The sequence below is a fragment of the Variovorax sp. ISS6 genome (assembly GCF_056523145.1).
The window spans coordinates 4,198,170-4,220,614 of record NZ_JAWRZC010000001.1; the positions used below are offsets into that span (position 1 = coordinate 4,198,170).

Genomic DNA, 22,445 nt, shown 5'->3' on the forward strand with positions numbered 1-22,445 from the left:
TCGAACACGTGGCATTGCAGCAGACAGTGGAACAAACCGTGGCCGGCCTCGGCTACGACCTGGTCGAGATCGAACGCTCGGCGGGAGGATTGCTGCGCGTGACGATTGATTTGCCGTGGACGGCCCCCACATCGGAGGCTCTCGCCGCCGGTACGCCCGAGCCCTTCGTCACGGTCGAGGACTGCGAGAAGGTCACGCGACAGCTCCAGTTCGCGCTCGAGGTCGATGGCGCCGACTACAAGCGGCTCGAGGTGTCCTCGCCGGGCATCGACCGTCCGCTGCGCCACGAGAAGGATTTCGAGCGCTTCGAGGGCGAGGTGATCGACATCACGCTGAAGGCGCCGATCGGCGAGGCGGCGGCCGGCCAGGTGTCGGCCAATCGCAAGAAGTTTCGCGGCACGCTCGAGCGGGCCGCACAGGCTGAGGGGTCCGACGGCCCCCGGGGCTGGCAGATCGTCTGGAGCGACGAGCCGGAGCCCAAGCCGGGTCAGAAGGTCAGCAAGAAGCGCGCGCCGGCACCGTTGCAGGCGCTGGGCTTCGTGCTGGACGAGCTGCGCGAGGCGCGGCTGGCACCCATCGTGGATTTCAAGGGGCGCAAGCCCAGGGCCCGTCAGGGCTCGCAGGACATTGGCGGAACAAAGGTTCCGGACTGACTAGAGGAGTGGTGGCATGAATCGCGAAATGTTGATGTTGGTGGATGCGATCTCGCGCGAGAAGAACGTCGAGCGTGACGTCGTCTTCGGCGCGGTCGAGTCCGCGCTGGCGCAGGCCACCAAGAAGCTGTACCAGGGCGAGGTGGACATCCGCGTCGCCGTCGACCGCGACAGCGGCGACTACGAGACCTTCCGCCGCTGGCACGTGGTGCCCGACGAAGCCGGCCTGCAGCAGCCCGACCAGGAAATCCTGCTGTTCGAAGCCAAGGAAGAGATGCCCGACATCGAGGTCGACGAGTACATCGAGGAAGCGGTGGACTCGGTGCCGATCGGCCGCATCGGCGCCATGGCCGCCAAGCAGGTGATCCTGCAGAAGATCCGCGACGCCGAGCGCGAGATGCTGCTCAACGACTTCATGTCGCGCGGCGACAAGATCTTCGTGGGCACCGTCAAGCGCCTGGACAAGGGCGACATCATCGTCGAGGCCGGCCGCGTCGAAGGCCGCCTGCGCCGCAGCGAGATGATCGCCAAGGAAAACCTGCGCAACGGCGACCGCGTGCGCGCCATGATCATGGAGGTCGACCTGACGCTGCGCGGCGCGCCGATCATCCTGTCGCGCTCGGCCCCCGAGTTCATGATCGAGCTGTTCCGCCAGGAAGTGCCCGAGATCGAACAGGGCCTGCTCGAGATCAAGAGCTGCGCCCGCGACCCCGGTTCGCGCGCCAAGATCGCCGTGCTCTCGCACGACAAGCGCGTCGACCCGATCGGCACCTGCGTCGGCGTGCGCGGCACGCGCGTCAACGCAGTGACCAACGAGCTCGCCGGCGAACGCGTGGACATCGTGCTGTGGAGCGAGGATCCGGCCCAATTCGTGATCGGCGCCCTGGCGCCGGCCAACGTGTCCTCCATCGTGGTGGACGAGGAGAAGCACGCCATGGACGTGGTGGTCGACGAGGAAAACCTCGCGATCGCGATCGGCCGTGGCGGCCAGAACGTGCGTCTGGCTTCCGAGCTCACCGGCTGGAAGATCAACATCATGGACGCCAACGAGTCGGCCCAGAAGCAGGCGAACGAGACCGACGCCGCGCGCCGCCTGTTCATGGAGAAGCTCGACGTCGACGAGGAAATCGCGGACATCCTGATCTCCGAGGGCTTCACCAGCCTCGAGGAAGTGGCCTACGTGCCGATCTCCGAGATGCTCGAGATCGAAGCCTTCGACGAAGACACGGTCAACGAACTGCGCTCGCGTGCCAAGGATGCGCTGCTGACCATGGAAATCGCCAAGGAGGAGGGCGTCGAAACCGTCTCGCAGAACCTGCGCGACCTCGAAGGCCTGAACCCCGACCTGATTCCGAAGCTGGCCGAGGCGGGGGTGAACACCCGCGACGACCTGGCCGACCTCGCGGTCGATGAACTCACCGAGATCACCGGCCTGAGCGCCGATGACGCCAAAACCCTCATCTTGAAGGCCCGCGAACACTGGTTCGCCGGCCAAGAGTGATGGTCATGGAGGCACGAAACGAATATGTCCAGTACCACTGTCGCCGAGTTCGCGAATGAACTCAAGAAGACTCCCGAAACCTTGCTCGACCAGCTTCGCAGCGCCGGTGTGCCCAAAGCGGCCGCCAGCGACGCACTGACCGAGTCGGACAAGCAGCGCCTGCTCGGTTTCCTGAAGGCCAGCCACGGCACCGTCGAGCCCGAGCGCAAGAAGATCACGTTGACCAAGAAGTCGACCAGCGAGATCAAGCAGGCGGACGCCACCGGCCGCGCCCGCACGATCCAGGTCGAGGTGCGCAAGAAGCGCACCTTCATCCAGCGCGACGAAGGCCCCGCGGGTGCCGTCGAGGCTCCGGCGCCGGTGGCTGCCGCGCCCGTCGCCGCTCCGGCCGAGCCGGCCGCGCCGCGCATCGATGAAGCCGAACTCGCCCGTCGCGAGGAGGAAGCCCGCCGCCAGGCCGAGCTGATCCGTCGCCAGGAAGAAGAGCTGGCCGAGAAGCGCCGCCAGCGCGAGGAAGCCGAAGCCCGCGAACGCGAGAAGGTGGAGCGCGCCGAACAGGCCGAACAGGCCGAGCAGGCACGCCAGGAAGCCGCGCAGGCGGCTCGCCAGGAAGCCCAGAAGAAGGCCGAGACCGAGGCCGAAGCGGCCAAGCCGGTCGTTCGCAGCTCCGCCAACAGCGCCGCCAAGGCCGAGGCCGAAGTCGCCGCGCTGAAGGAAGCCGCGGAGGCGCAGGTCGCCGCCGCCAAGCAGGCCGCCGAGGCCAAGGCCACGGCCCAGGCCGCCGCCACGCAGGCCAAGGAAGACGCGAAGGCCAAGGCCGCCGCCGAATCGAAGGCCCGTGCCGACGAGGAAGCCGCGCGTGCGCGCGACCTCGACGAGCGCCGCCGCAAGGCCCTGGCCGAGGCCGAAGCCATCCGCGCCATGATGAATGCGCCGGCCCGCGTGCTGGTGCCGCACAAGGTCGAGAAGCCCGCCGAGGTCAAGCCCGCCGGTGGCGTCAAGGGCACGCTGCACAAGCCGACCGCGCCCGCGGCCCGCGCCGGGGCTCCGGCCGCACCGGGTGCCGCCACGGCGGCGCCCGCCGGCGGTGCCGCCGGCAAGGAAGTGAAGTCGGCCAAGCTCTCGTCGAGCTGGGCCGGCGACACCGCCAAGAAGAAGGAAATCAAGACCCGCGGCGACGCGAGCGGCGGCGTGGGCCGTGGCAACTGGCGCGGCGGTCCGCGCGGGCGCCGTGGCAACGACCGTGGCCACGACGACCAGCAGCACGCACCGGCGGCGCCGGTCGAGGCCCGCATCATCGAGGTGCACGTGCCGGAAACCATCACGGTGTCCGAGCTCGCGCACAAGATGTCGGTCAAGGCCTCCGAGGTGATCAAGCAGCTCATGAAGCTGGGCCAGATGGCCACGATCAACCAGGCGCTCGACCAGGACACCGCGATGATCGTGGTGGAGGAAATGGGTCACAACGCGGTGGTTGCCGCGCTCGACGATCCCGAAGCCTTCACCGACGAGGACGTGTCGGCGCAAACGGCGGAAGCCCTGCCGCGCGCACCGGTCGTGACCGTCATGGGCCACGTCGACCACGGCAAGACCTCGCTGCTGGACTACATCCGCCGCGCCAAGGTGGCCGCGGGCGAAGCCGGCGGCATCACGCAGCACATCGGTGCCTACCATGTGGAAACCGAACGCGGCATGGTGTCCTTCCTCGACACCCCGGGTCACGAGGCGTTCACCGCCATGCGTGCCCGCGGCGCGCAGGCCACCGACATCGTGATCCTGGTGGTGGCGGCCGACGACGGCGTCATGCCCCAGACCAAGGAAGCCATCAAGCACGCGAAGGCGGCGGGTGTGCCGATCGTGGTCGCGATCAACAAGATCGACAAGCCCGATGCCAACCTGGACCGCGTGAAGCAGGAACTGGTGGCCGAGGAGGTGGTGCCCGAAGAGTACGGCGGCGACGTTCCGTTCGTCGGCGTCTCGGCCAAGACCGGCCAGGGCATCGACGACCTGCTCGAGCAGGTGCTGCTGCAGGCCGAAGTGCTGGAACTCAAGGCGCCGGTGGATGCCGCCGCCAAGGGCCTGGTCATCGAAGCCCAGCTCGACAAGGGCCGCGGCCCGGTCGCGACCGTGCTGGTCCAGTCCGGCACGCTCAAGACCGGCGACGTGGTGCTGGCCGGCTCGACCTATGGCCGCGTGCGCGCCATGCTCGACGAGGACGGCAAGCCGACCAAGACGGCCGGTCCGTCGATCCCGGTCGAGATCCAGGGCCTGACCGAAGTGCCGCAGGCCGGCGACGAGTTCATGGTGATGGGCGACGAGCGCCGTGCGCGCGAAATCGCGACCTACCGTGCCGGCAAGTTCCGCAACACCAAGCTGGCGAAGGCCCAGGCCGCGAACCTGCAGAACATGTTCTCCGACCTGTCGGCGGGCGAGGTGCAGACGCTGCGCATCATCATCAAGGCCGACGTGCAGGGCTCGCAGGAAGCGCTCGCGCAATCGCTGCTCAAGCTCGCGACCGACGAGGTCAAGGTGCAGGTGGTGTATGCGGGCGTGGGCGGTATCAGCGAAAGCGACATCAACCTCGCGATCGCCTCGAAGGCGGTGGTGATCGGCTTCAACGTGCGTGCCGATGCCGGCGCGCGCAAGCTGGCCGAAGGCAATGGTGTCCAGCTGAACTACTACAGCATCATTTACGACGCGGTGGACGAGATCAAGGTCGCCATGTCGGGCATGCTGGCGCCGGAGCGCCGCGAGGAAGTCATCGGCTCGGCCGAGATCCGCACGGTGTTCGTGGCCTCGAAGATCGGTACCGTGGCCGGCTCGTACGTCACCTCGGGCTATGTCACCCGCAGCTCGCACTTCCGCCTGCTGCGCGACAACGTGGTGGTCTACACCGGCGAAGTCGACTCGCTCAAGCGCATGAAGGACGATGTCCGCGAAGTGCGCGAAGGCTTCGAGTGCGGTATCAAGCTCAAGAACTACAACGACATCAAAGAGGGCGATCAGCTCGAGTTCTTCGAAATCAAGGAGATCGCGCGGACCCTGTAATACGGACAACCGAACGCAGAAGTCGCGAAGGTCTCGCAGAAGTCGCAGAAGCAAGAAAGAGATTTCTTCTGCTCCTTCTGCGACCTCTGCGTAGTCTTCGCGGCTTCTGCGTTCTGAATCCGATGTCGCTCCCGCATTCCTGACATGCCCAAAAGAAAAGCCGCTACTCCCAACCGCGCCTTCAAGGTCGCCGATCAGATCCAGCGCGATCTGACGGAGCTGATCGCGCGCGAGTTGAAGGACCCGCGCGTGGGCATGGTCACGTTGCAGGCGGTCGAGGTCACGCCCGACTATGCGCATGCGAAGGTCTTCTTCAGCCTGCTCACCGGCGACGTGGCCGAGACCACCGAAGCGCTCAACCAGGCCGCGGGCTTCCTGCGCAACGGCCTGTTCAAGCGCCTGCACATCCACACCGTGCCCACGCTGCACTTCGTGTTCGACCGCACCACCGAGCGTGCCGCCGACATGAACGCGCTGATCGCGCAGGCCGTCGCTTCGCGTTCGAAAGACGACTAGCCATGAATGCGCCACGCACAAGGGTGCAGCGGCGCCCTGTGCATGGGGTGTTGCTGCTCGACAAACCGCTGGGACTGTCCAGCAACCAGGCCTTGCAGAAGGCCAAGTGGCTGCTGCGCGCCGAGAAGGCGGGCCACACCGGCACGCTCGATCCGCTGGCCACCGGCGTGCTGCCGCTGTGCTTCGGCGCCGCCACCAAGTTCAGCCAGCTGCACCTCGACGCCGACAAGACCTACGTCGCCACCGCGCGGCTGGGCATCCGTACCGCCACCGGCGATGCCGAGGGCGAGGTGATCGCCGAACGCCCGGTCCAGGTCGCGGCCGAGGACCTGGCGCGCGCCGAGGCCCTGTTCACCGGCCCGATCCGCCAGGTGCCGCCGATGCACAGCGCGCTCAAGAAGGACGGCAAGGCACTCTATGAATACGCGCGCGAGGGCATCGAGGTCGAGCGCGCGCCGCGCGACGTCGTCATCCACGCGCTGAAGATCGCGCAGACCGCGGCCGATGCCATCCGCATCGAGGCCTCGGTCAGCAAGGGCACCTACATCCGCACCCTGGGCGAGGACATCGGCGAGGCGCTGGGCTGCGGCGCCCACCTGAGCTCGCTGCGCCGCACCGCCACCGGCGGCTTCACGCAGGCCCAGTGCATCACGCTCGAGGCCCTGGAAGCCATGGACGAGGACGAGCGGCTGGCCCGGTTGTTGCCTGCCGAATGCCTGGTCGAGGGCCACACGATCGTCACGCTGGGCAGCGAGGATGCAGGGCGCTTTCTGTCCGGCCTGCGTCGGCGCGGGCCGTGGGCCGATGCGGCCCGGGTCGCGGTGTTCGGCGAATCGCCCCCGGCCTTCCTCGGCACGGCCCACGTGGCCGCCCATGAACTGATCCCGGGGCGCTTGCTGAACCCCATCGAAATCCAGCAAATTCTTTTGAACGCACCACAGACCGAAGCGACACCATGACCAAGCAAATCCGCAATATCGCCATCATTGCCCACGTGGACCATGGCAAGACCACGATGGTCGACCAGCTGCTGCGCCAATCGGGCACCTTCGCCGAGCACGAGAAGGTCGTCGACACGGTGATGGACAACAACGCGATCGAAAAGGAACGTGGCATCACGATCCTGGCGAAGAACTGCGCCGTGACCTGGCAGGGCACGCACATCAACATCGTTGACACCCCCGGCCACGCGGACTTCGGCGGTGAAGTGGAACGCGCGCTGTCGATGGTCGACGGCGTGGTGCTGCTGATCGACGCGCAGGAAGGCCCGATGCCGCAGACGCGCTTCGTGACCAAGAAGGCGCTGGCCCTGGGCCTCAAGCCCATCCTGGTGGTGAACAAGGTCGACAAGCCCGGTGCCAACCCCGACAAGGTGGTCAACGCCGCCTTCGACCTGTTCGACAAGCTCGGCGCGACCGACGAGCAGCTCGACTTCCCCGTGGTCTACGCCTCGGGCATCAACGGCTGGTCCTCGCTCGAGGAAGGTGCGCCCGGCGAGCAGTGGGGCCCGGACATGTCGGCCCTGTTCGACACCATCCTGAAGCACGTGCCCTCGCAGAAGGGCGACCCGGCCGCGCCGCTGCAGCTGCAGATCTCGGCCCTCGACTTCTCGACCTTCGTCGGCCGCATCGGCGTGGGCCGCATCAGCCAGGGCACCCTGAAGCCGATGATGGACGTGCTGGTGATGGAAGGCCCGGACGGCCAGTCCATCAAGGGCCGCATCAACCAGGTGCTGACCTTCCAGGGCCTGGACCGCGTGCAGGCCACCGAAGCCGGCCCGGGCGAGATCGTGCTGATCAACGGCATCGCCGACATCGGCATCGGCGTCACGGTGACCGACCCCGCGAACCCGGCGCCGCTGCCGATGCTCAAGGTCGACGAGCCCACGCTGACCATGAACTTCTGCGTCAACACCAGCCCGCTGGCCGGCCGCGAAGGCAAGTACGTCACCAGCCGCCAGATCTGGGACCGCCTGCAGAAGGAACTGCAGCACAACGTGGCGCTGCGCGTGAACGAGACCGACGAGGAAGGCGTGTTCGAGGTCATGGGCCGCGGCGAACTGCACCTGACCATCCTGCTGGAGAACATGCGCCGCGAAGGCTACGAGATGGCCGTCTCGAAGCCGCGCGTGGTGTTCCGCAACGTCAACGGCGAGAAGCACGAGCCGATCGAGCTGGTGACGGCCGACATCGAGGAGCAGCACCAGGGCGGCGTGATGCAGGCCCTGGGCGAGCGCAAGGGCGAGCTGGTCAACATGGAACCGGACGGCCGTGGCCGCGTGCGCCTCGAGTACCGCATCCCGGCGCGTGGCCTGATCGGCTTCACCAACGAATTCCTGAACCTGACGCGCGGTTCGGGCCTGATCAGCAACATCTTCGACAGCTACGAGCCGCACAAGGGCGAGATCGGCAGCCGCAAGAACGGCGTGCTGATCTCGATGGACGACGGTGAAATCTTCACCTACGCCCTCGGCAAGCTCGACGACCGCGGCCGCATGTTCGTGAAGGCGAACGATCCGGTCTACGAAGGCATGATCGTCGGCATCCACAGCCGCGACAACGACCTGGTGGTGAACGCCACCCGCACCAAGCAGCTCACGAACTTCCGCGTCTCGGGCAAGGAAGACGCGATCAAGATCACGCCGCCGATCGACCTCACGCTCGAGTACGGCGTCGAGTTCATCGAGGACGACGAGCTGGTCGAGATCACGCCCAAGAGCGTGCGCCTGCGCAAGCGCTTCCTGAAGGAACACGAGCGCAAGCGCGCGAGCCGCGAATCGGCCGTCTGAGGACGGTCGCCGCGCCCCGGCCGGCCAGGCCGGGCGCGGCGCTCAGCGCGCCACCTTCGGTGGCGGCAGCTTCGGCAGCACGATCTGCGGCGGGGGCGGTGGCGGCTCGGGCAGCTCGAGCGGTCCCAAGGCGGCATCGGTCGCGCCCTGTTTGTGAAGCCGTGCCTCGACCACCGCCATCGCGAAGCGTCGATCGAAATCCCCATCCACGCGCCAGACGCCGATGTCGTCGGGCGCCAGCGTGATCTCGGCGCGCAGCGGCAGCGACGCGGCGCCGCTGGCGCGCACGCCGCCGATGGCGCCGAGCCGGCGGTCGTCGTAGACCATCACCACCGGGCAGACCTGCTGCTGCCCGTCCCCGGCCTGGCAGGCGCCGGCGGGTTCGACCTCGGTCAGCGCGAGCCTGGGGTCCGGGTCGATCGCCATGAGCGGCATTTCGCGCAGCGCGCGCAGGCGTTCCTGCAGGGTCTTGGGCGCCCGCATGCGCGCTTCCAGGTTGTCCACGCCTTCGCGCAGCGCGTCCGCGAGCGCCGGCCGGCCGACCGGCTCGGCGTTGTGCTGCGGGCGGCCTTCGGCATCGAGCGCGCCGAAGCGCGCCTCGACGATCGCCGCCTCGGCGCCGCGCACCACCGTGCCGCCGCCCGAGCCGCCGCTGTCGGACCCGATGGTGAAGCCGATGGCCTCGGTCTTTCCGTCGCGCGACAGCGTGGCCAGGCAGCCGCGCACGTTGTCGGGCTTGAGAAAGCCGATCTCGCGCAGCGCGCTCACGCGGGCCTCGACGCCGGGCTCGGAACGCAGCCGCTCGTCGTTGCTGGTGCTCGAGACGAGGCCGTCGAGCTCGCGCCGCGCCAGGTCGCTGTTGCAGGCCGGCAGGCCGTTCAGCTGCCACAGGTAGGCGCCCGCCGCGCCGACCATCGCGATCACCGCGAGCACGCCGAGCCAGCGCGGGGGGCGCAGCCCCGTCGAGCGCTTGCGCGTCGCGGCCTTCGAACTCGCGGTCTCGGCCGCGATGCGCTCGCGCGCCTGCGCGATGATCTGTCGCCGCTCGTCGGCGCCGACGAAGGCCGGCTCGGCCTCCACGCGCGCGGCGATGGCCTCGAAGCGCTCTTCCTCGAGCCAGCCGTCGGTCACCAGCCAGGCGAGGGCGGTGGCCGGGTCGGCGCGCTTGTCGGACACCAGCGGCACCCACGGCAGCGCCTCCTCGAGGTCCTCGGCGTCGAGCAGGCCGTCGTCGCGCAGCGCCTGCACCACCGCATGCGAGAGGCCGAGCGCACCGGCCTCGAGCAGTTCCTCGGATTCGTCGAGCGTGTCCTCCGCATCCTCGGCCGCCGATTCGCCGCGGGCCGCGACGATGCGCTCGACCAGCGCGTCTTCGTCCTCGTTCTCGGCCGGCAGCAGCCCGCGCAGTCGCATCCAGGCATAGGCATGGGCCGGCGTCGGCGGCCTGGGCAGGCTCGCGTATTCGGGATGGGCGCGCGCGGTGGCGAGCCGGGGCGCGTCGACCAGGCCCTGGAGGACCAGCGCCTCGAAGGGCTCGGGGTCGAGCCAGGCATGCGTGGCCTCGGGGTCGGGCTCGGCGCCGCCGACCGGCACGCGCTCCAGTGCCTCGTCGCGCGCATCGGCGTCGATGCGGCCGTGGGCATGCAGCGCGAGCACGGCCTCGCGCACGATGCCGCGCTCGCCGAGCCGGTGCAGCGCCTCGGCCTGTTCGGCGACTGCCACGGCCTCGTCGCGCGTGCCGCGGTCGAGGGCGTTGCGCTCGACGCGCCGGTCGAGCTGGATGCGCAGCACGTGCGAGGCCACGGGGTCGATCAGCCCCTGCTGCTGCATCCAGTCCAGCGCGTGCGCCGGGCTCGGCAGCGCCGGCAGCGTGGGGAAGCCGGGATGGGCCAGCACGGCATCGTGCTGCTCGTCGGTGATCAATCCCAGGGGCAGCAGGGCGGCGAAGGCGTCGAGGTTGGCGTTCAGGGGCATCGGGTCATTCTGCCGCCTGCGCGCGGCGGGTCCGGAAACGAAAAAGGCGGCCGCTGCGGGCCGCCTTCCTGGCGTGGATCGCCCGGGCGCGAGCCCCGGGCGATGGGCGCTGTCTCAGGGGCGCGCGAGCTTCCAGGCGCCGTTGGCGAAGCCGTCGCCGGTCTTGTCGCCCGGCTTGGCATCCTTGGCCCAGTAGTACAGCGGCCAGCCCTTGTAGGCCCATTGGCGCTTGCCGTCCTCGCGGATGATGATGGTGTAGCCACCCATCGGCTTGGCGGTTTCGGCCACGCCCAGCGGCGGCCAGTTGGTCGCGCACTGGCCGTTGCAGGCCGAGGTGCCCGAACCGGCGGCATCCTTGGTGAAGGTGTAGAGCGTCATGCCGTTCGGGCCGACGAGCACGCCGTCGGCGGTGCGCGTCGGGGTGTCGGGCGCGCTGGCGCTCTGGTTGGACATGCTGCCGCAGCCGGCGAGCAGGGCGGCCGCGAGGATCGAGGCGCTGAGCAATTTCATGCAGTTTCTCCTTCGTTGAGTGATCGCGAACATGGAAATGGGGGGATGCATGCGCGAACCGGCCGAGTGTATGCCGCGCTCAAGACAGATCCCGGTAGGCCAGCGTCGCCAGTTTCATCAGCGTTTCGCGCGGCAGCCGGCCGGCCACCGCGTAGCCGAATCCCTGGTCGACCCAGTAGAAGCTGGGCACGGCGCCCTCGGCGGCGAAGCGGAAGGCGGTCTCGGGCACGGGGGCCGGCGGGCCGCCCGCGGTCTTGGGATCGAGCTGGCCGACATAGAGCGTGACGCGCTCGCCGGCCGCATCCTCGAACATGAACTGGGCCCGCGCGCCGTTCTCGCCGGGCAGCAGCCGGCCGCCGACCAGCGTGTAGCCCAGGGTCGAGAAGTCCGGCACCTTGAGCGGCCGATCGAGCCGGCGCGACAGCCACTGCACCAGGTGCTGCTGCTCGGCCGCGGCCACCTCGACCGGATGGCGTTTTTCGGGCGTGTAGACCTGGTGCGCGAGCGAGGCCGCATGGACGAACTCGCGCACCGCCGGCGCGCGCGCCAGCGCGGTGCCCGGCCGCTGGCTGGCGCTCCATTGGGCATTGCCGAGCCAGCCGGCGCCGAAGGCGACCAGCAGGCCGGCCGCGATGCCGCCCCAGCGCCACCAGCCGTCGCGCGGCGCGGCCTCGCGTTCGAGCACGGCCGACAGGTGGGCCGGCACGGGCTCGTGGAGCAGTTCGGCATGCAGCTGCCGCAGCGTGTCGCGCTGCGCCTGCCAGAGCGAGACCCGCGCCGCGAGGGCCGGATCGTCCGCCAGCGCGGCCTCGACGGCGGCGCGGCGCTCGGGCGCGAGCCGGCCGTCGACCCAGGCATGCAGTTCGTCGTCGGAAGGGGGCGGGGCGGGGCGGTTCATGGCGTTACTTGAGGCGGCGCAGGCCGGGGCGCGGGGCCGCACTGCCCGCCAGTGTGCCCGCCGCCGTGCCGGATGCGGCCGCGCCGTCGAGCAGTTCCTGCAGCCGCACGCGGGCGCGCGACAGCCGCGACATCACGGTGCCCAGCGGAATGCCGAGCACCTTCGCGACCTCGGCATAGGACAGGTCCTCGAGCGTCACCAGCAGCAGCACGGCGCGCTGCTCTTCCGGCAGCTGCAGCAGGCAGCGCTGCAGGTCGAGCCGCACGCCGTGGTCGCGGCCGGGGTCGACGCCGCCCTGCTGTTCGGGCGGCAGTTCGTCGAGCGACACGGCCGCATGCGGCGGCGGCGCGCGGCGCACCTGGCTCGCGAAGAGGTTGTGCATGATCGCGAACAGCCAGGCGCGCAGGTCGCTGCCCGCCACCCACAGCCGCCACTTGCTGCAGGCGCGCTCGAGCGTGTCCTGCACCAGGTCGTCGGCCGCCCAGGCATTGCCGGTCAGCGCGCGCGCATAGCGGCGCAGGCCGGGAATGTGCGGGGCGAGCTGGCGGGCGTCCATGGAAGGCGGGCGGGTCGGAGGTCAGGGCTTGGCGGTCTTCCAGCTGCCGTTGACGCCGTCGCCGGTCTTGTCGCCGGGCTTGGTGTCCTTGATCCAGTAGTACAGCGGCCAGCCCTTGGCGGCCCACTGCTTCTTGCCGTCGTCGCGCGTGACGATGCTGAAGTCGCCCGCGGCCTTGTCGCCGTCGGCCGCCATGTACGGCGGCCAGTTGGTGGCGCACTGGCCGTTGCAGACCGACTTGCCGTTGCCGGCCGTGTCCTTGTCGAAGGTGTAGAGGGTCATGCCGTTGGGGCCGACCAGGGCGCCGTCGGCGGCCTTGGGCTGGGCCGCGGCGGGCAGCGAGAGCAGGGAGGCGGCCAGCAGCGTGGCGGCGAGGAAAGGAAGATGGCGCGAGGTCAGCGGCATGGAAGAGCTCCTGGTTGTGGCGCCGGACGATCCGGCGACACCTGCATGAACGCCCGCGGCGCCGCGTTTATTCCATGGCCGCGCAAAAAAACGCGAACTCAGCGACTGCGGCTCTTCATCGCGCGCTCGACCTCGCGCTTGCCTTCGCGGTCCTTGATGGTGTCGCGCTTGTCGTGCTCGGCCTTGCCCTTGGCCAGCGCGATCTCGCACTTCACCTTGCCGGCTTTCCAGTGCAGGTTCAGCGGCACAAGGGTGTAGCCCTTCTGCTCGACCTTGCCGGTCAGGCGGCGGATCTCTTCCTTGTGCAGCAGCAGCTTCTTGGTGCGCACCGAGTCGGGCGTCACGTGGGTCGAGGCGCTCTTGAGCGGGTTGATCTGGCAGCCCAGCACGAACATCTCGCCGTCGCGGATCACCACGTAGCCGTCGGTGAGCTGCACCTTGCCTTCGCGCAGCGCCTTCACTTCCCAGCCTTCCAGCACCATGCCGGCCTCGAAGCGTTCCTCGAAGAAATAGTTGTACGCCGCCTTCTTGTTGTCGGCGATGCGGGAGGAGGTGTCTTGTTTCTTGGTGGCCATCGTTGTCATTTGGGGGCGCATGGCGCCCGGACAACCGCCCGGCATGCACAGGGCGTGGATTCTATGAAAGTGGCCGCGGGTGCCTTCAGCGGTGCCGCTGCAGCGTGCGATGGGGCGATTCGGCGAAGCGGCGCGCGTAGTCCTGCGCGAAGCGCCCGAGGTGGGCGAAGCCGAACTGCAGCGCGACCGAGGTCACGGTGGTGTCGGCGCCCGGGTCGCTCAGGCGCTCGTGTACCGCGAGCAGCCGCCGCTCGCGCAGGTAGGCCATCGGCGTCTGGCCCGCATGCTGGCGGAACGCCACCTGCAGGCTGCGCACGCACAGCCCGCTGGCCGAGGCGATCTCGTCGACCGTGAGCGCATCGGGCAGGTGCGCCTCGATGTACTCGCGGGCGCGGCGCAGCGCGCGAGGCGAGACGTCGCCGCGCTCGGCGCCCAGGCGCGCGCTCTGGTTGTGCGGCAACTGGCCCAGCAGGGTGTGGATCAGGCCCGATTCGGCCTGGGCCAGGAAGGGCGTGGTCAGCGGCGTGCGGCCGCACGAGAGTTCCTGCGCGAGGAACTCCACCAGGTGCTTCACGCTCGCGCCCGCGCCCTCGTCGAGCGCGATCTCGGGCTCGAATTCGAGCGGCCGCGCGCCGGCCGGCTCGCCGCACAGCGATTCCCAGTGGCGCTGCACCACCGCCTTGCCGATCTTCACGATCAGGTGCGGCGTGTCGTCGCCCCAGCGCATGCGCAGCGGCTGGCTCGGCGAGGCCAGCGAGGCCCGGTGCGCGTCGGAGGTGAAGCTCTGGCCGGCCCATTCGATGCGGGCGTTGCCCCTGAGCGGGATCTGCAGCAGATAGAAGTCGCCGAGGCAGCCGGGATCGATCTCGACCTCGGCGCCGTACTGCACGTAGTTCAGCGAGATGTCGCCCAGCGGCGCGACGTGGTGGCGCGCGTCGAAACGCGAGCTGCCGTGGCCCAGGTGCAGCCGGTGTGGACAGAAGATGCGCGCCACCTCGTCGCGCGCCTCGTCGAGGTCGGGCGTGGCGATGACGGCGTAGCGCGACAGGGGAAGCGAGGCCGATGCAGCGACAGCGTGTTCCATGCGAGGCGGCGTGGGGGCAGCGAATAAATGCGTTTTGCGGACAGCGGCTGCGCAATCCGGATTGGGGGCTGAATCCTTCAAATCTAAAGTAACTGCAAGCAATTGACAACGGGACCAACCAGGAGAAAAGGCATGAGCGACAAGGACTTGCAGGACAGGACGGTGCTCGTCACCGGTGGCGCGACCCTCATCGGTGCGGGCGTGGCCCGTTGCCTGCGCGATGCCGGTGCACGCGTGGTGCTGGCCGACATCGACGTGGCGCGCGGCGAGGCGGTGGCGCGCGAGATCGGTGCGAAATTCATCGCCACCGACATCACCGACGACGCCGCGGTGCAGGCCTGCGTCGAGCAGGCGGCCGATGCCGAGGGCCGCATCCATGCGCTCGTGAACCTGGCCTGCAGCTACCTCGACAACGGCCTGGCCTCGCCGCGCGGCGAATGGCAGACCGCGCTCGACGTCAACGTGGTCTCGGCCGTGATGATGGCGCGCGCCACGCTGCCCTTCATGCAGGCGGCGGGCGGTGGCGCCATCGTCAACTTCACCTCGATCTCCTCGGGCGTGGCCCAGACCGGCCGCTGGCTCTATCCGGTGAGCAAGGCCGCGCTGGTGCAGCTCACGCGCAACATGGCGCTGGACCTGGCGCCGATGAAGGTGCGCGTCAACTCGGTGTCGCCGGGCTGGACCTGGTCGGCCGTGATGGACCAGCTCACCGGCGGCGACCGCGCCAAGACCGATGCGGTGGCCAAGCCCTTCCACATGCTCGGCCGCGTCGGCGACCCGGTCGAGGTCGGCCACGTGGTGGCCTTCCTGTGCTCGCACAAGGCCTCGTTCGTCACCGGCGCCGACTGGGCCGTGGACGGCGGCTACTCGGCCCTGGGCCCGGAGCAGGGCGAGCCGGCCATTCCCAAGCTCGCGGCCTGAAGGCGGCCGGCGCATCGCTTTCATCACCCCACCCACGAACGAGGCATACCCATGAGCAACATCGCATCGCAGGGCGCCAAGCCGCGCCGTTTCATGATCGTCGGCGCGGGCCAGTCGGGCCTGCAACTGGCGCTGGGCCTCCAGCGCGAGGGCCACGAGGTGACCGTGGTCTCGAACCGCAGCGCCGAGGACATCGCAACCGGCCGCGTGATGTCGAGCCAGTGCATGTTCGACGCCAGCCTGCAGATCGAACGCGACCTCGGCATCGACCAGTGGGCCGACAGCTGTCCGCCGGTCGAGGGCATCGGCTTCGCCGTGCCGCATCCAGAGAAGCCCGGCGAGAAGCTGCTCGGCTGGTCGCACCGACTCGACGCGCCCGCGCGCTCGGTCGACCAGCGCGTGAAGGTGCCGGCCTGGATGAAGACCTTCGAGGAACGCGGCGGGCAGATCCTGTTCCAGGACGCGGGCATCGAGGACCTCGAGCGTTGGACCCAGTCGCACGACCTCGTGATCGTGGCCGCCGGCAAGGGCGAGATCGCGCAGATGTTCGAGCGCGACGCGCAGCGCTCGCCCTACGACAAGCCGCAGCGCGCGCTGGCCCTGACCTATGTGCACGGCATGACGCCGCGCCCCGAGCATTCGGCCGTCAACTTCAACCTGATCCCCGGCGTCGGCGAGTACTTCGTGTTCCCCGCGCTGACCGTGACGGGTCCGTGCGAGATCATGGTCTTCGAAGGCGTGCCCGGCGGCCCGATGGACTGCTGGGCCGACGTGAAGACGCCCGCGCAGCACCTCGAGCGCTCGCTGTCGATCCTCGACACCTTCACGCCCTGGGAGGCCGAGCGTTGCCGTGACGTGCGCCTGACCGACGACAACGGCATCCTGGCCGGCCGCTTCGCGCCCACGGTGCGCAAGCCGGTCGGGCGGCTGCCCTCGGGCCGCGCCGTGCTCGGCATGGGCGACGTGGTGTGCCTCAACGACCCGATCACCGGCCAGGGCTCGAACAACGCCGCCAAGTGCGCCGATGCCTACCTGCGCGCCATCCTGGCGCAGGGCGAGGGCGCCTTCGACGCGGACTTCATGCAGTCGGCCTTCGACGGCTACTGGCGCTACGCGCGCCACGTCGTCGAGTGGACCAACGCAATGCTGCAGCCGCCGCCCCCGCACGTGCTCGAGGTGCTGGGCGCGGCCCAGGGCAACGCGGCCGTGGCACGGCGCTTCGTCAACGGCTTCAACGATCCGCGCGACTATGCCGAGTTCTTCATGACGCCCGACGCGAGCAGCGCCTACCTGCGCTCGCTGGCGCCGCAACCGGAGGCGGCCTGACCATGCGCGGCGAGTTCCGGGCCATCGAGTCGCTGCGCTGCGAGCCCAACGTGGGCGCGGGCGACTTCCGGCGCGCCATGCGCTGCCTGGTCGGCGCCGTGACCGTGGTCACGAGCACCGACGGGCAGACGCCCGTGGGCCTCACGGCCACGGCCGTGACCTCGTTCTCGGCCGAACCCGCGCGCATCCTGGCCTGCGTCAACCTGCAGGGCAGCAGCTTCCGCACCATCGCGCAGAGCCGCCGCATGGCGGTCAACCTGCTCGCGCTCGACCAGTCGGCGCTGGCGCTGGCCTTCTCGCGCCAGGGCGAGGCCGGCGAGCGCTTCGATCCCGCGCACTGGGAGACGCTGGTGACCGGCGCGCCCGTGCTGCGCGGCGCGCTCGCGGTGTTCGACTGCGTGGTCGACGAGATGATGGTGGCGCACAGCCACGCGATGCTGATCGGCGAGGTCAAGGCCGCGCGCATCACCGATGCGCAGGGGCTGCCGCTGCTCTATGCCTGCGGCCAGTTCACCACCCTGCGCGACGAGTGCGTGCCGGCCTGAGCGCCGGCCGCACCACCTCACGATCCAGAGATTCGGAACAAGGAGAAAGACATGACAGCTCAGAAGGGCCGCTGGCTGCAGGTGCCGGCCATCGACGGCAGCGGCAGCTTCCGCGCCTACCTCGCCACCCCGGCCTCGGGCAAGGGCCCCGGCATCGTGCTGGCGCAGGAGATCTTCGGCGTCAACGCCACCATGCGGCAGGTGGCCGACTACTACGCGGAGGAAGGCTACGTGGTGCTCGCGCCCGACCTGTTCTGGCGCCAGCAGCCCGAGGTCGAACTCGGCTATGCGCCCGACGACTGGCAGAAGGCCTTCGCGCTCTACAAGGGCTTCGACGAGGACAAGGGCACCGAGGACGTGGCCGCTTCGCTGGCGCTGCTGCGCTCGCTGCCCGAGCAGCAGGGCAAGGCCGGCGTGCTGGGCTTCTGCATGGGCGGCAAGCTCGCCTACCTCGCGGCCTGCCGCACCGACGCCGACGTCTGCGTGGGCTACTACGGCGTGGGCATCGAGCAGCGGCTCGAGGAGGCCGACCGCATCCAGGACCGGCTGGTGCTGCACATCCCCGAGCTCGACGGCTTCTGCCCGCCCGAGGCGCGCTCGCGCATCGTCGAGACGCTTGGAGCGCGGTCCGGGTGCGAGCTCTACGTCTATCCGGGCGTCGACCATGCCTTCGCACGGCTGGGCGGCGACCACTACCACAAGCCCTCGGCGCTGATGGCGCACGAGCGCAGCGTGGCCGCGTTCCGCCGCGAGATGGGGCCGCACTACGACTTCTCGGCGCTGTGGGACAAGCACTGCGAGTACGAGTTCGCCACCCGCAACGTGGCCGACACCATGGCAACCATGGTGGCCGAGCCCTACGTCAACCACATCCCGACCATGACCGGCGGCGTGGGGCATGCGATGCTGAGCCGCTTCTACCAGCACCATTTCGTGAACAGCAATCCGCCCGACACGCGGCTCGTGCCGATCTCGCGCACGGTGGGCGCAACGCAGATCGTCGACGAGATCCTGTTCAGCTTCACCCACACCTGCGAGATCGACTGGCTGCTGCCCGGCGTGGCGCCCACGGGCAGGCCGGTGGAGATTCCGCTGGTGGCCATCGTCAAGTTCCGCGGCGACAAGCTCTACCACGAGCACATCTACTGGGACCAGGCCAGCGTGCTGGTGCAGGTGGGACTGCTCGATCCGAAGGGCCTGCCGGTGGCCGGCGTCGAAACCGCGCGCAAGCTGCTCGACGAGACGCAGCCCTCGAACACGCTGATGACGGCCTGGTCGCGGTCGGGTTGAGGTGGCGGGCTCTCGTCCGGCGAGAGGAGGGAGCCACGGAGGCTCCCTACAATGAATCGGTCTCTCGATCCGATTCAATGAAAACAGTCAACAAGTCCGTTCTCATCTGGTACAGCGCCGAAGAGATGTACGCGCTGGTCACCGATGTGGCGAAGTACCCCCAGTTCCTGCCCTGGTGCGACAAGGCGCGCGTCATCGAGCAGGACGAGGCCGGCATGACCGCCGAGGTCGGCCTGGCCTTCGCGGGCCTGCACCAGAGCTTCACCACGCGCAACACCCACGTGCCCGGCCGCGAGGTGCAGCTCAAGCTGGTCGACGGGCCGTTCTCCAACCTCGACGGCAACTGGAAATTCGTGCCGGTGGGCGAGGGCGGCGAACGCGCCTGCCGCGTCGAGCTGCACCTGAGCTACGGCTTCAGCAACTTCGCGCTGCAGGCCCTCGTGGGCCCGGTGTTCGACACCATCGCCTCGAGCCTGGTCGAGGCCTTCGTCAAGCGCGCCGAGCAGGTCTACGGCGCGTCTTGAGCCACCGATGATCGAGGTGACCCTGAGCTGCTCGCCGGCGCCGCGCGAGGTGTTCGAGGAGCCGCTGCGCCTCGCCGCCGGCGCCACCGTGAACGATGCGATCCGCGCCAGCACCCTGGCGCAGCGTTTTCCCGCGCTCGATTGGCGCGAGACGATGACGCCCGGCATCTGGGGCCGCAGCGCCGACTGGGACGATGCCCTCGAAGACGGCGATCGCGTCGAGCTGTGCCGCGCGCTCGAGGTCGATCCGAAGGTGGCGCGGCGCGAGCGTTTCCAGCGGCAGGGCGCGCGCGGCACCGGGTTGTTCGCCAACCGGCGCCAGGGCGGCAAGGCGGGGTACTGAGCCGCTCGGCGCGGCTTACTTGCAGTCGCTGTCGATCACCGACTGCAGCCGGCGCTGCTCGGCCACGCGCTGGTTGTCGTCGAGGATCTCGCGCTCGCCCTTGGCGTTGACGCGCGCGATGCGCATGCCGCTGTCCATGGTGGCCTTGCTCTCGCGGGCGCGGCTGCAGTTCTCGGCCTTGGCCTTGGCGAGCTTCGCGGCCTCGGCCGCCTGCTTGGCCTTCTCGTCGGCCTCGGCCTTCTTCGTCTTTTCCTCGAGGTCCTTGTCGACCGTCGGCGCCTTCGGGGTGGCCGGCGCGGCGGGGGCTTCGGCCGGCTTGTCGGTGGTGGCCGTGCCCTCGGGCGCCGCCACGCCCGAGCCGGTGCGCGCCGGCGGGCCGGCGCGGCGCACGATGTTCTTCTCGGGAATGTCGGTCGGCGGCGGCTGGTCGCTGAAGACCTTCTTGCCGTTCTTGTCGATCCATTGCCACTGGGCATCCGCGGCCAGGGGCAGCAGGCAGATCGATCCGAGCAGGAGGCTGAGCAGGAACTTCATGGGGCGCAAGTCTAGCGATGCCTTACGTTTTGCAACAGGCAGTGATTGGTTTTCGCCGCGGTCCGCAGACCGGGCAGCGGGCAGTGGGCAAATGGCGACGCGGGATGCGACGGCCGGGCGATAGGCCCGCACCGCGCGGGGCCGAGCCGCGCTGAGCCCGGCAGCATACCCCGCCGCCTCGTTACAATCCGTCTTTTGGAGCCTCACCCATGCGCCTTCTCGGCAAAGCGCTCACCTTCGACGATGTGTTGCTGGTGCCAGCGTTCTCCCAGGTCCTGCCCAAGGACACCTCCCTCGCCACCAAATTCTCCCGAAACATCACGCTGAACATCCCGCTCGTCTCGGCGGCGATGGACACCGTGACCGAAGCCCGCCTCGCGATCGCCATCGCGCAGGAAGGCGGCATCGGGATCGTGCACAAGAACCTCACCGCGCAGCAGCAGGCCGCCGAAGTGGCCAAGGTCAAGCGCTACGAGTCGGGCGTGCTGCGCGACCCGGTGGTGATCACGCCGACGCACTCGGTGCGGCAGGTGATGGCGCTGTCGGACCAGCTCGGTATCTCGGGCTTCCCGGTGGTCGACGCCGGCAAGGTCGTGGGCATCGTGACCGGGCGCGACCTGCGCTTCGAGAGCCGCTACGACGTGCCCGTGAGCGAGATCATGACGCAGCGCGAGAAGCTGATCACCGTGCCCGACGGCACCACGCTGGCCGAGGCCAAGGCGCTGCTCAACAAGCACAAGCTCGAGCGCCTGCTGGTGATCAACAGCGACTGGGAGCTCAAGGGCCTGATCACCGTCAAGGACATCACCAAGCAGACCACCTTCCCCAACGCCGCGCGCGACCCCTCGGGCCGCCTGCGCGTGGGCGCGGCGGTCGGCGTGGGCGAGGGCACCGAGGAGCGTGTCGAGGCACTGGTCAAGGCCGGCGTCGACGCCATCGTGGTCGACACCGCGCACGGCCACAGCAAGGGCGTGATCGACCGCGTGCGCTGGGTCAAGCAGAACTATCCGCAGATCGACGTGATCGGCGGCAACATCGCCACCGGCGACGCCGCGCGCGCGCTGGCCGAGGCCGGTGCCGACGCGGTCAAGGTCGGCATCGGCCCGGGCTCCATCTGCACCACCCGCATCGTGGCCGGCGTGGGCGTGCCGCAGATCATGGCGGTCGACAGCGTCGCCACCGCGCTGCAGGGCACGGGCGTGCCGCTGATCTCCGACGGCGGCGTGCGCTACTCGGGCGACATCGCCAAGGCCATCGCGGCCGGCGCCAGCACCGTGATGATGGGCAGCATGTTCGCCGGCACCGAGGAGGCGCCCGGCGAGATCGTGCTGTACCAGGGCCGCAGCTACAAGAGCTACCGCGGCATGGGCTCCATCGGCGCGATGCAGCAGGGCAGTGCCGACCGGTACTTCCAGGAATCGACCACCGGCAATCCCAACACCGACAAGCTCGTGCCCGAGGGCATCGAGGGCCGCGTGCCCTACAAGGGCTCGATCGTCTCGATCATCTACCAGATGGCCGGCGGCGTTCGCGCCAGCATGGGCTACTGCGGCTGCGGCACCATCGAAGAGATGAAGAACAAGGCCGAGTTCGTCGAGATCACCACCGCCGGCATCCGCGAGAGCCACGTCCACGACGTGCAGATCACGAAGGAAGCGCCGAACTACCGCGCCGAGTAAACGCGGTGTCCGAACCTGATTCTGGCCAGACCTTGAAAGTCGGGCCAGATCAGGTTTAGAATTCGGGCCAGATTCAAATTTTCTGGCCCTAATGCAATCCATCGGCATCGCTGAAGCCAAGAACAACTTCTCGGCCCTGATCGACTCGGTCGAGAAGGGCGAGGAGGTGCGCATCACCCGCCACGGCAAGGAGGTGGTGCGCATGCTGCCGGTGCGGCGCAAGCCGGTCATCACCGACGAGCAGATCGCGCGCGAACTGGGCCAGATCGACGCGCTGCATGCCGCCATCCTTCCAGGCACCTCGGCCGGCGCGCTGCTGAACCAGGGCCGCCAGCCATGACCGCCTTCGTCATGGACGCCTCGGTCACCGCCGCCTGGCTGCTGCCCGACCACGCCAACGAACACACGCGCAGGCTCTACGCCGCCATCCGCCGCGACGAGGTCGAGCCGCAGGCGCCCAATGCCTGGCAGTGGGAGTGCGCCAACGTCATCGCCAATGGCGTGCGCAGCGGGCGCATTCCCTCGTCGGCCGTCGAGGGCCTGTGGAGCGTGCTCGATGCCATCCGCCATCGCGTCGAGCTGCACGAGCTCGCGCCGGCCCAGCACAAGGCCGTGCTCGCCGTTGCCATCGATGCCCGCGTGTCGCTCTATGCCGCGGGCTATCTCTGGCTCGCGCGCTCGCTCGGTCTTCCGCTCGCCACCTTCGACGAGCAACTCATCCAGGCGGCGCCGCAAGCGGGCGTCCGGCTGTTCGACATTTCAACGCTCTGAGTCC

At 69.2% G+C, this 22,445-nt stretch carries 23 protein-coding genes; 15 read left to right on the plus strand and 8 right to left on the minus strand.

What is annotated here, in order from left to right:
* Positions 1-8 precede the first annotated feature (8 nt).
* From rimP to typA, 6 genes are all read left to right on the plus strand, one after another.
* On the plus strand, positions 9-653 hold the full coding sequence (rimP, locus tag AC1HIL_RS19610; RefSeq protein ID WP_057591717.1) for a ribosome maturation factor RimP: 645 nt from the start codon (positions 9-11) through the stop codon (positions 651-653).
* 16 nt (positions 654-669) lie between these two features.
* Positions 670-2,154, plus strand: a complete 1,485-nt coding sequence (gene nusA / locus AC1HIL_RS19615; protein ID WP_057591716.1) for a transcription termination factor NusA — start codon at positions 670-672, stop codon at positions 2,152-2,154.
* 24 nt (positions 2,155-2,178) lie between these two features.
* Positions 2,179-5,202: a translation initiation factor IF-2 gene (infB, locus tag AC1HIL_RS19620; RefSeq protein WP_479669808.1), complete on the plus strand. Its 3,024-nt coding sequence runs from the start codon at positions 2,179-2,181 to the stop codon at positions 5,200-5,202.
* Between the two features lie 144 nt (positions 5,203-5,346).
* Entirely contained in the window at positions 5,347-5,718 is a 372-nt protein-coding gene (gene rbfA / locus AC1HIL_RS19625) for a 30S ribosome-binding factor RbfA (protein ID WP_057591714.1), read from the plus strand.
* 2 nt (positions 5,719-5,720) lie between these two features.
* Positions 5,721-6,677, plus strand: a complete 957-nt coding sequence (gene truB, locus AC1HIL_RS19630; RefSeq protein ID WP_057591713.1) for a tRNA pseudouridine(55) synthase TruB — start codon at positions 5,721-5,723, stop codon at positions 6,675-6,677.
* Positions 6,674-8,506 (plus strand): translational GTPase TypA, encoded by a 1,833-nt coding sequence (typA, locus tag AC1HIL_RS19635; protein ID WP_261205840.1) that lies wholly within the window; start codon positions 6,674-6,676, stop codon positions 8,504-8,506. The genes truB and typA overlap by 4 nt, the downstream gene beginning before the upstream one ends.
* A gap of 42 nt (positions 8,507-8,548) precedes the next feature.
* Here typA and AC1HIL_RS19640 read toward each other — a convergent pair whose 3' ends face one another.
* The 7 genes from AC1HIL_RS19640 to AC1HIL_RS19670 form a co-directional block, all read right to left on the minus strand.
* A complete protein-coding gene (locus tag AC1HIL_RS19640; protein WP_479669809.1) occupies positions 8,549-10,480 on the minus strand; it encodes a hypothetical protein in 1,932 nt (643 codons plus the stop codon).
* Between the two features lie 114 nt (positions 10,481-10,594).
* Positions 10,595-10,990: a COG4315 family predicted lipoprotein gene (locus AC1HIL_RS19645; protein ID WP_057591710.1), complete on the minus strand. Its 396-nt coding sequence runs from the start codon at positions 10,988-10,990 to the stop codon at positions 10,595-10,597.
* A 79-nt stretch (positions 10,991-11,069) separates the two neighbouring features.
* Complete coding sequence (locus AC1HIL_RS19650; RefSeq protein ID WP_261205837.1) at positions 11,070-11,888, minus strand: anti-sigma factor family protein; 819 nt, start codon at positions 11,886-11,888, stop codon at positions 11,070-11,072.
* Positions 11,889-11,892: 4 nt separating this feature from the next.
* Positions 11,893-12,444, minus strand: coding sequence for an RNA polymerase sigma factor (locus tag AC1HIL_RS19655; protein WP_296732028.1), 552 nt, complete (start codon positions 12,442-12,444; stop codon positions 11,893-11,895).
* A 21-nt stretch (positions 12,445-12,465) separates the two neighbouring features.
* On the minus strand, positions 12,466-12,849 hold the full coding sequence (locus tag AC1HIL_RS19660; RefSeq protein ID WP_296732031.1) for a COG4315 family predicted lipoprotein: 384 nt from the start codon (positions 12,847-12,849) through the stop codon (positions 12,466-12,468).
* 98 nt (positions 12,850-12,947) lie between these two features.
* On the minus strand, positions 12,948-13,424 hold the full coding sequence (gene smpB / locus AC1HIL_RS19665) for an SsrA-binding protein SmpB (protein WP_057591776.1): 477 nt from the start codon (positions 13,422-13,424) through the stop codon (positions 12,948-12,950).
* Positions 13,425-13,509: 85 nt separating this feature from the next.
* Positions 13,510-14,508, minus strand: coding sequence for an AraC family transcriptional regulator (locus AC1HIL_RS19670; RefSeq protein ID WP_479669810.1), 999 nt, complete (start codon positions 14,506-14,508; stop codon positions 13,510-13,512).
* A 132-nt stretch (positions 14,509-14,640) separates the two neighbouring features.
* Between AC1HIL_RS19670 and AC1HIL_RS19675 the strand changes: the two genes are divergently transcribed.
* The 6 genes from AC1HIL_RS19675 (at position 14,641) to AC1HIL_RS19700 (ending at position 19,457) form a co-directional block, all read left to right on the plus strand.
* Positions 14,641-15,429 (plus strand): SDR family oxidoreductase, encoded by a 789-nt coding sequence (locus AC1HIL_RS19675; RefSeq protein WP_479669811.1) that lies wholly within the window; start codon positions 14,641-14,643, stop codon positions 15,427-15,429.
* A gap of 51 nt (positions 15,430-15,480) precedes the next feature.
* Positions 15,481-16,755, plus strand: a complete 1,275-nt coding sequence (locus tag AC1HIL_RS19680; protein WP_479669812.1) for a styrene monooxygenase/indole monooxygenase family protein — start codon at positions 15,481-15,483, stop codon at positions 16,753-16,755.
* A gap of 2 nt (positions 16,756-16,757) precedes the next feature.
* Positions 16,758-17,300, plus strand: coding sequence for a flavin reductase family protein (locus tag AC1HIL_RS19685; RefSeq protein WP_057591703.1), 543 nt, complete (start codon positions 16,758-16,760; stop codon positions 17,298-17,300).
* Between the two features lie 51 nt (positions 17,301-17,351).
* On the plus strand, positions 17,352-18,590 hold the full coding sequence (locus AC1HIL_RS19690; protein WP_479669813.1) for a dienelactone hydrolase family protein: 1,239 nt from the start codon (positions 17,352-17,354) through the stop codon (positions 18,588-18,590).
* Between the two features lie 77 nt (positions 18,591-18,667).
* Entirely contained in the window at positions 18,668-19,114 is a 447-nt protein-coding gene (locus tag AC1HIL_RS19695; RefSeq protein ID WP_057591701.1) for a type II toxin-antitoxin system RatA family toxin, read from the plus strand.
* A gap of 7 nt (positions 19,115-19,121) precedes the next feature.
* Positions 19,122-19,457 (plus strand): RnfH family protein, encoded by a 336-nt coding sequence (locus tag AC1HIL_RS19700; protein ID WP_261205831.1) that lies wholly within the window; start codon positions 19,122-19,124, stop codon positions 19,455-19,457.
* A 15-nt stretch (positions 19,458-19,472) separates the two neighbouring features.
* On the opposite strand, the gene AC1HIL_RS19705 is transcribed toward AC1HIL_RS19700, so the two are convergent.
* Positions 19,473-19,991: a DUF4124 domain-containing protein gene (locus AC1HIL_RS19705; protein WP_261205830.1), complete on the minus strand. Its 519-nt coding sequence runs from the start codon at positions 19,989-19,991 to the stop codon at positions 19,473-19,475.
* Positions 19,992-20,200: 209 nt separating this feature from the next.
* Between AC1HIL_RS19705 and guaB the strand changes: the two genes are divergently transcribed.
* From guaB to AC1HIL_RS19720, 3 genes are all read left to right on the plus strand, one after another.
* Positions 20,201-21,670 (plus strand): IMP dehydrogenase, encoded by a 1,470-nt coding sequence (gene guaB / locus AC1HIL_RS19710; RefSeq protein ID WP_261205829.1) that lies wholly within the window; start codon positions 20,201-20,203, stop codon positions 21,668-21,670.
* 91 nt (positions 21,671-21,761) lie between these two features.
* Positions 21,762-22,010, plus strand: coding sequence for a type II toxin-antitoxin system Phd/YefM family antitoxin (locus tag AC1HIL_RS19715; protein ID WP_057591697.1), 249 nt, complete (start codon positions 21,762-21,764; stop codon positions 22,008-22,010).
* Entirely contained in the window at positions 22,007-22,441 is a 435-nt protein-coding gene (locus AC1HIL_RS19720; protein WP_479669814.1) for a type II toxin-antitoxin system VapC family toxin, read from the plus strand. The genes AC1HIL_RS19715 and AC1HIL_RS19720 overlap by 4 nt, the downstream gene beginning before the upstream one ends.
* The last annotated feature ends 4 nt before the right edge of the window (positions 22,442-22,445 follow it).

Coding starts and splice junctions, on each gene's coding strand:
- truB (WP_057591713.1), top strand. CDS start 5,721: ATGAATGCGCCACGCACAAGGGTGCAGCGGCGCCCTGTGCATGGGGTG.
- infB (WP_479669808.1), top strand. CDS start 2,179: ATGTCCAGTACCACTGTCGCCGAGTTCGCGAATGAACTCAAGAAGACT.
- rbfA (WP_057591714.1), top strand. CDS start 5,347: ATGCCCAAAAGAAAAGCCGCTACTCCCAACCGCGCCTTCAAGGTCGCC.
- AC1HIL_RS19640 (WP_479669809.1), bottom strand. CDS start 10,480: ATGCCCCTGAACGCCAACCTCGACGCCTTCGCCGCCCTGCTGCCCCTG.
- AC1HIL_RS19700 (WP_261205831.1), top strand. CDS start 19,122: ATGATCGAGGTGACCCTGAGCTGCTCGCCGGCGCCGCGCGAGGTGTTC.
- AC1HIL_RS19690 (WP_479669813.1), top strand. CDS start 17,352: ATGACAGCTCAGAAGGGCCGCTGGCTGCAGGTGCCGGCCATCGACGGC.
- AC1HIL_RS19650 (WP_261205837.1), bottom strand. CDS start 11,888: ATGAACCGCCCCGCCCCGCCCCCTTCCGACGACGAACTGCATGCCTGG.
- AC1HIL_RS19695 (WP_057591701.1), top strand. CDS start 18,668: ATGAAAACAGTCAACAAGTCCGTTCTCATCTGGTACAGCGCCGAAGAG.
- AC1HIL_RS19645 (WP_057591710.1), bottom strand. CDS start 10,990: ATGAAATTGCTCAGCGCCTCGATCCTCGCGGCCGCCCTGCTCGCCGGC.
- AC1HIL_RS19705 (WP_261205830.1), bottom strand. CDS start 19,991: ATGAAGTTCCTGCTCAGCCTCCTGCTCGGATCGATCTGCCTGCTGCCC.
- typA (WP_261205840.1), top strand. CDS start 6,674: ATGACCAAGCAAATCCGCAATATCGCCATCATTGCCCACGTGGACCAT.
- nusA (WP_057591716.1), top strand. CDS start 670: ATGAATCGCGAAATGTTGATGTTGGTGGATGCGATCTCGCGCGAGAAG.
- AC1HIL_RS19675 (WP_479669811.1), top strand. CDS start 14,641: ATGAGCGACAAGGACTTGCAGGACAGGACGGTGCTCGTCACCGGTGGC.
- AC1HIL_RS19715 (WP_057591697.1), top strand. CDS start 21,762: ATGCAATCCATCGGCATCGCTGAAGCCAAGAACAACTTCTCGGCCCTG.
- smpB (WP_057591776.1), bottom strand. CDS start 13,424: ATGGCCACCAAGAAACAAGACACCTCCTCCCGCATCGCCGACAACAAG.
- guaB (WP_261205829.1), top strand. CDS start 20,201: ATGCGCCTTCTCGGCAAAGCGCTCACCTTCGACGATGTGTTGCTGGTG.
- AC1HIL_RS19720 (WP_479669814.1), top strand. CDS start 22,007: ATGACCGCCTTCGTCATGGACGCCTCGGTCACCGCCGCCTGGCTGCTG.
- AC1HIL_RS19680 (WP_479669812.1), top strand. CDS start 15,481: ATGAGCAACATCGCATCGCAGGGCGCCAAGCCGCGCCGTTTCATGATC.
- AC1HIL_RS19685 (WP_057591703.1), top strand. CDS start 16,758: ATGCGCGGCGAGTTCCGGGCCATCGAGTCGCTGCGCTGCGAGCCCAAC.
- AC1HIL_RS19655 (WP_296732028.1), bottom strand. CDS start 12,444: ATGGACGCCCGCCAGCTCGCCCCGCACATTCCCGGCCTGCGCCGCTAT.
- AC1HIL_RS19670 (WP_479669810.1), bottom strand. CDS start 14,508: ATGGAACACGCTGTCGCTGCATCGGCCTCGCTTCCCCTGTCGCGCTAC.
- AC1HIL_RS19660 (WP_296732031.1), bottom strand. CDS start 12,849: ATGCCGCTGACCTCGCGCCATCTTCCTTTCCTCGCCGCCACGCTGCTG.